This window comes from Sorangium sp. So ce1504 (genome assembly GCF_051521635.1).
Lineage (GTDB): Bacteria > Myxococcota_A > Polyangia > Polyangiales > Polyangiaceae > Sorangium > Sorangium cellulosum_B.
Genome location: NZ_CP150365.1, coordinates 167,208 through 180,604, shown reverse-complemented (window position 1 = coordinate 180,604; position 13,397 = coordinate 167,208). Strand labels below are relative to the sequence as shown.

10 protein-coding genes are annotated in these 13,397 nt (G+C 70.3%); 7 read left to right on the top strand and 3 right to left on the bottom strand.

What is annotated here, in order from left to right:
- Positions 1 to 66: 66 nt before the first annotated feature.
- Positions 67 to 273 carry a hypothetical protein gene (locus WMF39_RS00695; protein WP_437743632.1) on the top strand — a complete coding sequence of 69 codons (207 nt, stop codon included), beginning with the start codon at positions 67 to 69 and terminating at the stop codon, positions 271 to 273.
- Between the two features lie 72 nt (positions 274 to 345).
- Here the strand turns inward: WMF39_RS00695 and WMF39_RS00690 are convergent, their stop codons facing one another.
- On the bottom strand, positions 346 to 1,851 hold the full coding sequence (locus WMF39_RS00690; RefSeq protein WP_437743631.1) for an FAD-dependent oxidoreductase: 1,506 nt from the start codon (positions 1,849 to 1,851) through the stop codon (positions 346 to 348).
- A gap of 34 nt (positions 1,852 to 1,885) precedes the next feature.
- Between WMF39_RS00690 and WMF39_RS00685 the strand changes: the two genes are divergently transcribed.
- Together WMF39_RS00685 and WMF39_RS00680 are read left to right on the top strand one after the other, a co-directional pair.
- Complete coding sequence (locus tag WMF39_RS00685; protein WP_437748142.1) at positions 1,886 to 2,413, top strand: MarR family winged helix-turn-helix transcriptional regulator; 528 nt, start codon at positions 1,886 to 1,888, stop codon at positions 2,411 to 2,413.
- Positions 2,414 to 2,960: 547 nt separating this feature from the next.
- Entirely contained in the window at positions 2,961 to 3,737 is a 777-nt protein-coding gene (locus WMF39_RS00680) for a hypothetical protein (protein ID WP_437743630.1), read from the top strand.
- A gap of 459 nt (positions 3,738 to 4,196) precedes the next feature.
- On the opposite strand, the gene WMF39_RS00675 is transcribed toward WMF39_RS00680, so the two are convergent.
- Together WMF39_RS00675 and WMF39_RS00670 are read right to left on the bottom strand one after the other, a co-directional pair.
- Positions 4,197 to 4,421 carry a type II toxin-antitoxin system RelE/ParE family toxin gene (locus WMF39_RS00675; protein ID WP_437743629.1) on the bottom strand — a complete coding sequence of 75 codons (225 nt, stop codon included), beginning with the start codon at positions 4,419 to 4,421 and terminating at the stop codon, positions 4,197 to 4,199.
- Between the two features lie 166 nt (positions 4,422 to 4,587).
- Positions 4,588 to 5,805: a cytochrome P450 gene (locus tag WMF39_RS00670; RefSeq protein ID WP_437743628.1), complete on the bottom strand. Its 1,218-nt coding sequence runs from the start codon at positions 5,803 to 5,805 to the stop codon at positions 4,588 to 4,590.
- Between the two features lie 53 nt (positions 5,806 to 5,858).
- On the opposite strand from WMF39_RS00670, the gene WMF39_RS00665 reads away from it, so the two are divergent.
- The 4 genes from WMF39_RS00665 to WMF39_RS00650 all read left to right on the top strand — a co-directional run bounded on the left by WMF39_RS00665 (position 5,859) and on the right by WMF39_RS00650 (position 13,353).
- On the top strand, positions 5,859 to 6,272 hold the full coding sequence (locus WMF39_RS00665; protein ID WP_437743627.1) for a DUF2690 domain-containing protein: 414 nt from the start codon (positions 5,859 to 5,861) through the stop codon (positions 6,270 to 6,272).
- A 473-nt stretch (positions 6,273 to 6,745) separates the two neighbouring features.
- A complete protein-coding gene (locus WMF39_RS00660) occupies positions 6,746 to 8,599 on the top strand; it encodes an OmpA family protein (RefSeq protein WP_437743626.1) in 1,854 nt (617 codons plus the stop codon).
- A gap of 41 nt (positions 8,600 to 8,640) precedes the next feature.
- Positions 8,641 to 12,702, top strand: a complete 4,062-nt coding sequence (locus WMF39_RS00655; RefSeq protein ID WP_437743625.1) for a DUF3344 domain-containing protein — start codon at positions 8,641 to 8,643, stop codon at positions 12,700 to 12,702.
- Positions 12,703 to 12,939: 237 nt separating this feature from the next.
- Positions 12,940 to 13,353: a PilZ domain-containing protein gene (locus tag WMF39_RS00650; RefSeq protein WP_437743624.1), complete on the top strand. Its 414-nt coding sequence runs from the start codon at positions 12,940 to 12,942 to the stop codon at positions 13,351 to 13,353.
- Positions 13,354 to 13,397 lie beyond the last annotated feature (44 nt).

The window sequence follows — 13,397 nt, the reverse complement described above, 5'->3', positions numbered from 1 at the left end:
GAGACGGCCGCCGAACCGTCGCGATCCGTCACACTCGCGCCAGCCTACCCGTCGCCTCGGGCCGCCGTGTACTCGGACACCAACAACGAGGAGCTCTTCGGCGTGACCGGGTACGACGCGCAGCACAACCAGGTCAAGGGCCCGGTGACGGTCACGGGGGATCGCTACATCTCGTCGATCACGCTGGACCCCGCGGCGGAGACCGCGAACCTGATCGGCCAGAACGGTGGAGCCGGCGTCCAGGTGCCCTGGTCGAGGTTCCGTCTCCACTGACGCGAGCGGCCGCGCCGTTGGCTCGGTGAACTCCACTGCTTGCGGCGTGACGAGAGCGCGCTCTCGTCCTTGTCATCCCCGTGATGGGAGGCCGACGCTGGCAAGGTAGGCTTCCAGAGCGGGTGCATGATCGGACGACACGATGGCGCCGATATATCCGTCCGGCCGGACGAGCACCCAGTCGCCGGGCGACACGCCATAAGCAGCGCGGAGATGGCCGCCATCATCGACGATGTCGCCGTGCGGCCCGACCGCGTGGATATGAAGTCCGGGGCGCGGCTCGACGGCCGAGAGCCGGTCCGGCCCGTAGCCCAGCAAGGTCCAATGCGGACCTTGGAAGAGCTTGAAGAGCCGTGTCGGCATCCCCGCAACGCCGCGGACGGGCGCGTCCGGCGCTCGGTTGCCCGCGAGGATGCCGCCGCTGCGTTTCGGCTTTTCCATGGCCAGCGACGATTCCGGGTATCCGAGATCGAGCTGCTGCACGTCGCGTCCGCGGCGCATGACGCCTCGCTTCGCCGCCTCCAGGAGCTTCGTTGTCAGGCCGAGCGTCTCCGCGGCGATCGGCCGGCGCTCCTCCTCGTAGGTCGCGAGCAGCGCCTCCGGCGCACCTGCCAGAACGGCGGCGAGCTTCCAGCCGAGGTTGTAGGCATCCTGCACGCTCGTATTGAGGCCCTGCCCACCCGTCGGCGGGTGGATATGCGCGGCATCGCCGGCGAGGAAGACGCGCCCGTCCCGGTAACGGTCGGCGAGGCGCGCGTTCATGGTGTAGGCGGAGGCCCAGGAGACCGAACGGATCACGATGTCGCCTCGGCCCGTGCGGCCCGTGACCATCGCTGTAAGGCCTTCCGCGGAGAGATCGACATCACCCTCGAGAGGAATCGGCGCCTGCAACTGGAACATGTCGGTGCCGACGAGCGGGCACAGCGACATCTGCTTCTCCATCGACCCTTCGTTGAAGCGATGCCAGGCGTCCCCGCTGAGTCCCTCCAGGACGACGTCGGCGACGACCGCGCGCACCCCCAGGGTCTTGCCGGGAAAGCCGATCGCGAGCGCGTGCCGCACGACGCTGCGGCCGCCGTCCGCTCCGACGAGGTAGCGGACGCGGACGGTCTCCTCGCCCGTCGGGCCGGCGATGCGGGCGTTGACCCCCTCGCCATCCTGCTCGAAGCCTTTCAGCTCGCGGCTGAACTCCGGGTATTTCCCGAGCTCCGCCAGACGCTCGCGCATCGCGGCTTCGGTCAGGAATTGAGGCACGAGGAGCGGCAGACGATAGGGCTCGCCAGGCGTCGGGTCCTGAGGCTCCATGATCTGCGACTCCTCGTAGCCTCCGTCGTCGCGATATACCCGCGGGGGTGGGTACAGGCCGCCGGTCGCAACGACGCGGTCGAGGATGCCCAGATCCTCGAACACCTCCTGGCTGCGCGGCTGGATCCCTTTGCCGCGCGAGCCGCGAAAGGGCCCGTCCTGCCTGTCGATGAGCCGGAACGCAACGCCCCGACGGGCGAGCTCAATGGCGAGGGTCAACCCAGCAGCACCTGCGCCGACGATCAGGACATCCGTCGAAAAAATAGATTCCACAGCGAGCTCCGCTTTTTTGGACCGCGTTTCAGATATGTGTATATTGCATATAACCGCGCCCTCCGAAGCGTCAAGGAAATTTGTGCAAAATACACGCATCACAAAAAAGAAGCTCCGCGAGCTCCACGGAGCCATGGTCGATCTGATCGCGCTCATGAACCAGCCGCAGCGCGATCAGGAGCTGCTCGCGGAGGCAGGCATCTCCCTGGATCAAGCCCTCTTTCGGCTGCTGGTGGGGATCGAGCGCTTCGGGCCGATCGGCGTGGTCGAGCTCTCGAACCGAGCCGGGCGCGATTACACGACCGTCAGCCGCCAGGTCGCGAAGCTCGAGAGCCTGGGGCTGATCGAACGCCGACCGAGCCCGGCCGATCGTCGCATCCATGAGGCGGTGATCACCGACAAGGGGCGGCAGATGACGGACGCCTTGGACGCCGCGCGTCAGCGGCTTGCGGCCCCCATCCTCGCCAAGTGGAGTGAGGAAGACTTCAGCGACCTGGTGCGCCTGATGCGCCGGTTCGTGGACGACTTGATGGCGCCGTCAGGCGGAACGGACAAGACCTGAGGTGGTCGCAGGCCTCCTGCGGCCCTCTGTGCCAACGTCCGGTGAGACAGGCTCCCCCTGGAAATCTGTGGTGAGAGGGCGGAGAATGGACCTGACCCGTGCCGAAGCCTTCCCATCTCCGATCCGTCGATCCTACCCCCGCCCCAGCGGCGCAGGGCGCTGCTCCCCGCCCGAGTGGCGTCGCCGCCGAGACTGTGCCGAAGCCGGGTAAGAGGCGGAAGTTCTCGGCGGCGGAGAAGCTGCGCACCAACCCGGGGCGCGGGTGGAAGTGGAACGCCGTCGCGTTTGTCGGTATCGCGCACGGTTCAGGCGTTCAGGAGCACGCGGCCGGCGGGTACGCCGGTCAGAAATAACGGAGGTTGTCCCGGTGCAGGCGCCGGTCGTGCTCGGGGGGATGTGCGCCGACAGGCGACGTCCTCGAGTCCTTCGACGAGCCGGACGTCACGCCGGCGCTCGCTGGGGTCGGCGATGCTGGACGCAGGGCGGCGCCGTCCCGCCGCGCGCTACGCTCGAGCTCAGGCGAGGTCTGAGGTAGGCTTACCTGCTCATGAGCCTCCTGCTCTCGATGACCTCTTGCCCCAACTGCGGGGCGCCGCTCTCCGTCGAGTCGGGGCGGCGCAGCGTCATCTGCATCTTCTGCAACACGAGTCTCTTCGTCGAGCGGCCCGCCACCGGCGCCGCCGTCGCGCAAATCAGGGCCCAGACCGTCTCGAAAGACGACATCGAGCGCGTCAAGCAGCTGCTCGTCGACGGCAAGCGCGACGAGGCCATTGCCCACTATGCGCGGGCAGCGTCCGTGTCCAGAGACGAAGCCGAGCGGGCCGTGGAGAGCGTGTTCCTCTCGGCCTACTGGACGCTCGTCCGTCACTTGCCGATCAACGGCTTCGGCTTCTTCCTCCACGCGGTCTTCGTCTTCGGGGGCGCCGGGCTCGCCGCCTGGGCCGCGACACAGGCAGTCGAGTCGCCGGCGTACTGGGCGCTCGTCGCGGCGGGGGGCCTCTTCGCGATTCTACAGCTCGCGCGGTTCCTGCGGCACCTCGCCTCCACCCTGGTCGCATCGTTCGGCTCCCTCGGCCGCGGGCGCGTCCTCCGTTGCACGGTGGTGCGGGAGCTCGCGAAGCAAAATGGCTTCCTCGTCGTGGTCCTCTTCGAGGTCGTCCCCGACGACGGCAGCCCGGCCTTCGTCGACCAGGAGACCCTCCTCGTCGGCGAGGAGTCTCTCCGGAAGCTCTCGCCGGGCAACGTCATCCGCGTGCGCTTCGACGGCGCTCGCAAGCGCGTCTTTCCGGCCACCCCCGTCACCGTGCTGGCGACGGGGGTCTGACGCGGGGTGATCGCCGAAGAGCCGCACGGGGCACGGGCGCGGCCTGCCGCCCGCCTGTCAGCTTGAGCGGGGAAGGCCGCCGCTGGACGACCGCTGTACCGCTATCCCTTGCAACCGAGCGAGTCGTCCATCTTCGAGCAGCACCCAGGGGGCTGATGCCGAGCTTTGCCCATTGGGCGAGACGGTCTCCCCAAAACGCCTTCTCAGCGCATTGCAGGAATGACTTCCCCCTCTCACTTGCCTTTTTGCGCCTTGGCGCCTTGGCGTTGAATTCCGGCTTCCCGGTGCGAATGGACCGGCTCCGCCACCGCTTCAGCGACCAAGGTGCTGGAGTAGACGGCCCAACCAGCGCATGCACCCGGCGCTGCGCCCAGCCGCGTAGCGGGGCTGGACGGCTGGGCCCCCTCCGGCTGATTCGCAAGTCGTTGTGCCCTTGCTCGAACCATGCACCCACAGATTCTACGGAGAAGCCATGATTCGATAGGACCGCAGGAAGAGCTCCCGGACGTCGTCGCGCCCGAGCTCCGGCACAACGCGTCCGCCGAACGGCGTCGTCGCTGCGAGCTCTGCGTGCTGAACGATGCGTGCTGTCCAGCGCTCAGCAGCCTTCCGGTCATCCCGCGCAATGAAGCGAAAGATGTCGACCAAGTCGTCGCGTGAACGTTCCGTCCAGACTACGGCCACGCGATCGGCCCAACCTCGCGCTCCAGGGAGTCCATGAGCGCCTCTGTGTCCATCACCCGGCCGGCGGCGTCGTCGGCGAGCCCCTGTGCAACGGCACGCCTGGACCCACCTCGGACCCGCTCGTCCAGAGCCCCCCTCCCCCACCGCGAGATCCTCCTCGTAGCCTTCACCCTGGGCACGGCGTGTGCGCCCCCGCGGCGTGCACCGCGGCGCGCCTCCCCGGCTCGAAGCGGATCGGCAAGCGCGCCGGACCCTGCACGATGATCGCCTTGCGCGGCTCCCACGGCTCGTCGCTCGCGAGCCGGAGGCCCTGCAGACGGCAGAGGAGATCCGGCAGCGCGATCCGCGCCTCCAGGCGCGCCAGCGCCGCCCCGATGCAGAAGTGGATGCCGTGGCCGAACGCGACGTGCGGGTTGGGGTCGCGCCCGATGTCGAAGCGGCCAGGGTCGTGGAATTGATGCGGATCCCGGTTCGCGGAGCCGATCACGGGCAGCACCAGCTTCCCGGCCGGGATCACCTGGCCGTGCACCTCGACGGCGCGCTTCGTCTCGCGGAACACCATCTGCAGCGGCGAGCGGTGGCGCAGGACCTCCTCGATCGCCGAGGGCAAGAGCTCGGGTGCCGCCCGGAGGCGGAAGAGCTCCGCCGGGCTCTCGAGGAAGCACAAGATCGCGTTGTCGATCAGGTTCGTTGTCGTCTCGGTGCCCGCCGCGAGCAGGAACTGGAAGAAGTTCAGGATGTCTCCCTCGGTCAGCCGCTCGCCGTCCACCTCGGCCTCGACGAGCCGGGTCAAGAGGTCCTCCGCCGGCGCCCTCCGGCGCGCCTCGATCAGGTCCGCGAGATACGCCTTCATCTCTTCCTTCACCACGGCGTGCTCGCTCACGGCCCTCGCCGCCTCCTCGCCGCCGGAGATCGCGTGGCTGAGGTTCACTATCACCTCGCTCCAGCGCAGCAGCCGCGCCCGGTCCTCGGGGGGAATGCCGAGCATCTCCGCGATCACCATCGTGGGCAGCGGCCCCGCGTAGTCCGCCGCGAGGTCCATCTCCCCGCGCTCGATGCACGGATCCAGGAGATCGCGCGACAGCTCCCGGATGCGCGGCTCCAGGCCCGCGATCGAGCGCGGCGTGAACGCCCGCAGGACGATGGATCGAAGCTTCGTGTGGCGCGGCGGGTCGGAGAAGACGATCCAGTCCGGCGCCTTGCCGGTGGGAGGCGTCACCGCGGAGCTGAAGGCGTCATGATCGGTCAGCGCCCGCTTCACCCCGTCGTAATCGAAGACCATCCAGAGATCGAGCGGAGCGACATGGAACACGGGAGAGCCGGTCCGCAGCTGATCGTAGAGGGGATAAGGATCCCGCCGCATCTCGTCGGGAAAAAGGTTCATCGTCGAAACCTCCGTCGTCTGGAGTCGCCGGTGGCAGCCGCCGTTCGGAGACGATGGTAGTCGATACACCCACGAGATGGAGCGCTGGAACGCGCCTCCCGCGCGGAATACGCCAGTCGACACGACCCGGACGGACGCGGCGCCCGGCCACCGACGCGGTCACGCGGGCGTCGAGCGACATCATGTCGGGCTACACCGCGGCCGGGAAGATCGTGATCCGGTACTCGGCGAGCTGCAACGCGGCATGGGCAAGGACCGTCGTGACGAGCGGCAGCTCGTATCTCCGGGCAGAGATCACGAGGAGCTCGCCCTACGCGACGAGCCAGGCCGAGTCGACCTCACCGATCGACGCGCTCCGCTCGCCGATGCTGGCCGTCACGCCAGGATCCAGGTTCACCGCCGTTGGCAAGATCGGCTCGAACCCTGGCATCTTTCAATTCAGCGGCACCGTCCGAACGAACTTTTGATCCCACGGGGAACCCAGGCCTCCGGCGACGCAGCGCCGGGGCCGCGAGCACCGCAGAGCCCGCCGGCCGAGCGCGCCGGCGCGCCCCCGCTCGATCCTGGTCGATACCGCCGCACCGAGGCCGCAGTGCTGATGTCTGTAGGCCTCAATCGGCCCGCCGCAGAGCCGGCTGGGGCCGCGAGATCCCCGACAAACCACCCGCCCCACGCGACGGCGAGGCGTGCACACGCCTTGCATAGGCCGCGCTGCGAAGGCCGGCTCGCAGGAGAGCCGCCCTGTCGAGGCCGATCCGAATTCGGACGGCCGCCCAGCGAAAAGTCCACCGGTAGCGTCCTGCGAAGCCTATAAGACGGCCCGGGATTTCGAGGCTGCTCGCCGATCCTCCTCGTCGAGTACGCCGCGTTTCCCCCAACTTGCCTGCGCGCCGGAGCAGTCGACGGCCGCTCGCCCAAAGCACCCAAGGTGATCCTGCGCATGAGAGCCCCCTTGCCCCCTCGATGGATCTGCGGCGCCGCCGCCCTAGCCGCGGCGGCGTGGGCCGCGCCAGCGTCCGCTCAGGAAGCGGGACCGGCGCGCGGCCTCGCCCTCAACCGCTTCAGCCCCGCGCCCGCCGGCGACCGGATGTTCGGTGTGCCGTCGCCGTATGCAGCCTCGCCGAACCAGGACGGCAGCGCGACGCTGCACGTGATGCTGCTCGGCGACTACGCGCACAACCCGCTCGTGCTCACGCGGGAGGGCAGCGACGAGAACCTCGGCGCGATCGTCGGCCACCAGCTGTTCCTGCACCTGAACTCCTCGCTCACGCTCTGGGATCGGCTGCACGTCAACGTCGACCTGCCGCTCGCCGTGCTGCAGCAGGGCGACAGCCCCGCGGCCGAGGGCCTCTCGTTCAGGTCGCCGAGCGACGTGCAGCTCGGCGATCTCCGGGTCGGGCTGCGCCTGCGCCTCCTCGGCGATTACTTCGACCCGTTCCAGCTCGCCGTCGGCGGCTTCGTGTGGGTGCCGACCGGCGACCGCGACGGCTCGTTCGTGGGCGAGGAGTCGGTCCGCGGCCTGCCGCAGATCCTCGCCGGCGGCCGGATCCCGGGCTTCGTCTGGTCGGCCGCGGCCGGCGTCGATCTGCGCCCCGCGCAGACGTTCGCGCAGGTGCGGCAAGGCCTGATGTTCAACGGCGGCGCGGGCGTCGGCCTGCTGCTGGGCTCGGAGGAGCAGCTCCAGATCGGCCCCGAGGCGACCGTGTCGACGGTGCTGGAGGACCCGGAGGCCCGCAACACGAACGTCGAGGCGCTGCTCGGCCTGCGCTACCGCTTCGCGCCGACGCTCCGCGACTTCGAGCTCGGCGTCGCCGCCGGCCCCGGCTTCACCTCGGGCATCGGCACCCCGGATTTCCGCGCCGTCGCGATGCTCGCGTACTCGCCCGAGGTCCGGCGCGCGGATCCGGACCGCGACAAGGACGGCATCGTCAACGAGAAGGACGCGTGCCCGGACGTGCCCGGCGTCGGCGACCCGGATCCGAAGAAGAACGGCTGCCCGCCGTCCGATCGCGACGAGGACGGCTTCCTCGATCGCGTCGACGCGTGCCCGGACACGCCCGGCATCGCGAACGACGACCCGAAGAAGCACGGCTGCCCGCCGCCCGGGGACCGCGACAAGGACGGCATCACGGATGACGTCGACGCGTGCCCGGACGAGGCCGGCCCGGCGAACGAGGATCCGAAGAAGCACGGCTGCCCGCCGCCGCCCGACAGGGACGGCGACGGCGTGATCGACGCGGAGGACGCCTGCCCCGACATCCCCGGTATCCGCACCTCGGATCCGGCGACGAACGGCTGCCCCGGCGACCGCGACGGCGACACGGTGCGAGACGACAAGGACGCCTGCCCCGACGAGAAGGGCAAGCCCGATCCGGATCCGGCGAAGAACGGCTGCCCCGTCGCCGTGCGCATGACGGAGACGGAGATCGTCATCCTCCAGCAGGTGCAGTTCGACACCGGCAAGGCGACCATCAAGAAGGTGAGCGATCCGCTCCTCGATGAGGTGGCGGGTGTGCTGAAGGAGCACCCGGAGATCACCAAGATCGAGGTGCAAGGGCACACAGACCCGCGCGGCGGACGCGCGTACAATATCAAGCTCAGCCAGGCGAGGGCCGAGTCGGTCATGAAGGCGCTGGTCCAGCGCGGCATCGAGGCCGAGCGGCTGGCGTCGAAGGGCTACGGGCCCGACGTCCCGATCGCGGAGAACGACACCGACGAGGGACGCCAGAAGAACCGCCGCGTGCAGTTCAAGATCCTCGAGAAGAAGCCGAAGCAGCAGCAGGAGGCGCCGTGAAGAGACGTTGGGTCATAGGTAGTCTTGTCGGGCTCGCCTCCGTGGGCGGGCAGGGCGGCGCCGCGCACGCCGCGCCCGAGTTGCGCGAGCAGGTCGACCAGCGGGGCGACTTCATTCTCATCGGGAACACGCTGGGCAACGAGTGCGGCAGCGACGACATCGCGTCGCCCGTGCTGGGCGACCGCGGCCCGTGCGGGAGCGGCACCGGCGACAGCGCGCCCGACACCTACTGGCGCTCCGACTCGCCCGCGGACGGCCAGGCGGAGGCGAACACCAACATCACCGCCGCCCAGGCGCGCACCACCGCCGTGCTCGAGGTGCCGGCCGGCGCGACGGTCACCCACGCGTACCTCTACTGGGGCGCGCACCTCGGGACCGCCGGGAACGCGGACCAGGCCGTCACGCTGGAGCGGCCCGGCACGGGCAGCTTCTCCGAGGAGGTCACCGCCGACGACTTCGTCGAGACGATCAGCTCGAGTCGCGTCTACTACCAGTCGGTCGCGAACATCACCGCCCTCGTGCAGGAGCACGGGTCCGGCGCGTACCGGGTGAGCGGCATCAACAGCGCGAGCTTCGTGAACAGCGACTTCAACAACCACTTCGCCGGGTGGTGGCTGGTCGTGTTCTACGAGCTCGCCTCCGAGCCGCCGCGCAACCTCGCGCTCTTCGACGGCCTCGACACGGTGGCCAGCGGGTCGACCCAGGAGGCCGTCCTGGACGGGTTCCTGGTGCCGAACGCGGGCTACGACGCGAAGATCGGCATGGTCGCGTTCGAGGGGGACCTCGCCCACACGGGCGACCAGTTCCTCTTCAACGGGACCGCGCTCGGCAATACGCAGAACCCGGCCGACAACTTCTTCAACGGTACGCGCTCCTACTTCAACGCGCCGGTGTCGAACATCGGGGATCTGCCGCAGCTCGCCGGCACCCAGGGGACCATGGCGGGCATGGATATCGACGTCTTCGATATCACCTCGCTGGTGACCCCGAGGCAGACCTCGGCGCCCATCGTGGCGTCGAGCAGCATGGACCTCTACTTCCTCGCCGGCTTCATCACGTCGATCTCGACCTTCAGGCCGGACTTCACGTCCTCCTCGAAGTCGGCCGTCGACGTGAACGGCGGGCTGCTGCTCCCGGGCGACGTGCTCCAGTACACGATCGAGGTCGTCAACAGCGGCAACGACGCGTCGAGGGGCACCGTGCTCACCGATCCGCTGCCCGCGGGCGTCACCTACGTGCCCGGCTCGCTCTCCGTCCTGACGGGCGCGAACATGGGCGCGAAGACGGACGCGGCCGCCGACGACCAGGGCGAGTACGACGCCGGGACGCGCACGGTCCGCGTGCGGCTCGGCACGGGCGCGAACGGGACGGCGGGGGGGTCGATCCCCGCCGGGCAGTCGACGCGGGTGACCTTCCAGGTGACGGTCAACGGCGACGCCTCGGGGGTCATCGCCAACCAGGCGATCGTCCGCGCCTCCGGGCAGCAGGGCGCGCCCGAAGAGGACACGCCGACCGACGGCAACGGCCCGACCGACGGCGTGCCGCCGACCGAGGTCGTCATCGACGAATGCGAGACCAACGCGCAGTGCGCCGCGCCGACGCCTCACTGCGACACGGCGGCAGAGCCCAACGAGTGCGTCGAGTGCCTCACGGACGCGCACTGCGGGCCGCTCTCGCCGACGTGCGATCCCGACACGCACGCCTGCGTCTGCGAGCCGACGGGCGCCGAGGTCTGCGGCGATTCGATCGACAACGACTGCGACGGCGTGCTCAACAACGGCTGCGACTCGGACAACGACGGGATCGAGGATCCCGACGAGCTCGAGACCGGCACCGACCCGAACGACGCGGACAGCGACGACGACGGCGTGATCGACGGCGATGAGCCGGACTTCGACGAGGACTCCGACGAGGACGGCCTCGTCAACGCGCTCGACCCCGACAGCGACAACGACGGGCTCTACGACGGCACCGAGCTCGGCCTGCCCTGCGACAACGCGGCCACCGACGCCGATGCGGGCCATTGCCGCGCCGACGGGGACGCCGGCGCCACCAAGACCGACCCGCTCGACGCCGACACCGACGACGGCGGCGTGCCCGACGGCCACGAGGACTTCGATCTCGACGGCGTCGTCGACGCGGGTGAGACCGATCCGAACGTCCGCGCCGACGACGTGCCGCCGACGGACACCGACGGCGACGGGCTGAGCGACGATCTGGAGGAGACGATCGGGAGCGATCCGAACGACGCCGACACCGACGACGACGGCGCGCTCGACGGCCAGGAGCCGAACCCCGCCGACGACACCGACGGCGACGGGCTGATCAACGTGCGCGACGTCGACAGCGACAACGACGGGCTCTATGACGGCACCGAGCTCGGCCTGCCCTGCGACAACGAGGACACCGACGCCGACGCGGGCCACTGCCGCGCCGACGCGGACGAGGGGGCGACCAAGACCTCGCCGGTCGATCCCGACACCGACGACGGCGGCGTGCCCGACGGCCAGGAGGACCTCGATCTCGACGGCGAGATCGATGCGGGCGAGACCGATCCGAACAACGGCGCCGACGACGCGACGCCGGCGGACAGCGACGGCGACGGGCTGATCGACGTGATCGAGACGGAGATCGGCACCGACCCGAACGACGCCGACAGCGACGACGACGGCGTGATCGACGGCGACGAGCCGAACTTCAGCGACGACCACGACGGCGACGACCTCATCAACGCGCTCGACCCCGACAGCGACGGCGACGGCTTGTTCGACGGCACCGAGCTCGGCCTGCCCTGCGACAACGCCGCCACCGACGCCGCCGCGGGCAACTGCGTCGCGGACGCCGACCCCGCGACGACGACGCACCCGCTCGACTCGGACACGGACGACGGCGGCATCTCCGACGGCGCGGAGGACGCGGATCACGACGGCGCCATCGACGAGGGCGAGACCGATCCCAACAACGGCGACGACGACGCGGTGGACGAGGACCGCGACGGCGACGGGCTGCCCGACGCGGAGGAGGAGGCGATCGGGAGCGATCCGGACGACGCCGACACCGACGACGACGGCGTGCCCGACGGCCAGGAGCCGAAGCCCGGCGAGGACACCGACGGCGACGGCCTCATCAACGTGCGCGACGTCGACAGCGACAACGACGGGCTGTTCGACGGCACCGAGCTCGGCCTGCCCTGCGACCGCGAGGGCACCGACGCGGAGGCGGGCCACTGCCGCTCCGACGGAGACGCCGGCGCGACCAAGACCGACCCGCTCGACGCCGACACCGACGACGGCGGCGTGCCCGACGGCCAGGAGGACGTCAACCTGAACGGCGTCATCGACGCGGGCGAGACCGATCCCAACCTCGGTGAGGACGACGGGACGCCGGCGGACAGCGACGGCGACGGGCTGGGCGACGCGCTCGAGGACGAGATCGGCACCGACCCGAACGACGCCGACAGCGACGACGACGGCGTGATCGACGGTGACGAGCCGAACTTCAGCGACGACCACGACGGCGACGGCCTCATCAACGCGCTCGACCCCGACAGCGACGGCGACGGGCTGTTCGACGGCACCGAGCTCGGCCTGCCCTGCGACAACGCGGCGACCGACGCGGACGCGGGGACCTGCATCGCGGACGCCGATCCCACGACGACGACGAACCCGCTCGATCCGGACACGGACGACGGCGGCGTGACCGACGGCGTGGAGGACGCGAACCACAACGGCGCCATCGACGAGGGCGAGACCGATCCCAACAACGGCGACGACGATCAGACGCCTCCGGCGTGCCGGCAGGACAGCGATTGCGGCGGCGCGACGAGCGGGATGATCTGCGAGGAGCACGCCTGCGTGGAGGGCTGCCGCGGCGCCGAGGGCAACAGCTGCCCGTCCGGCGAGGTGTGCAGCTCGACCGACAGCACGGCGGGCACCTGCGGGCCGGCAACCGAGAACGACCCGACCGGCATCTTCGCCGAGGGCAACGGCTTCTGCGCCGCGCGGCCCACGCCCGCGGGCAGCACCCGTGGCGCTGCCGCGCTCCTGCCCATGCTCGCCGCCCTCGCCGGCCTCGCCCTGCGCCGGCGCCGCGCGGGCCGCTGACCGGCGGATAGAGAGGCCCACGGCCGCACGCCGCCCCGCCCACCTGGCGGGGCGGTGCCCCCCGGCGGCCGCGGGCGCCTCTCGTCGCGAGCGCCCTCAGGGGCGCCGACATCCCCCCACCCGCTCCTCAACGACCAGCGTTCGTCCTCGACCCGCCGAAGCACGGGGCGCTACGCTGTAAGTTTCTTGTCCATCTGTAGCCGTCCTCCGTAGCGTACCGCGCCAAGGAGAACGACCATGGAGATGCTGCTCGCCAGCGAGCGCCGCGCCACGCGCCGCGCTGCGATCGTGGAGTGCCAGGCCGTGCGCGAGCGGGGCTTCCGGCTGCTCGGGACCCGGGCGATCGACCTCTCGATCGACGGCATGCTCGTGCTGACGAGCGCCCGCCCGCTCACGGGTGAGCCGGTGATCGTCTCGTTCCGGATCCCGGACACGAACGTCTGGATCGACGCGACGGCGACCATCGCGCGCACGCTCCACGGCCGGCGCCTGGGCGACCCGGGGCGCGCCGTGGGCCTGCGCTTCGACCCGCTCGACAGGGCGTCGGGCCGGCGCCTCCGCGCGGCGCTCGAGCATTTCCCGCCGACGTACCCCTACCGCGCGCAGCGCGTCGACTACGCGGCGACGGCCGCGATGATCTCGCTCAGCTGATCTGCGCGCTCGAGCGACCGAGCGGCCCTGACGCCGCTGCGGGG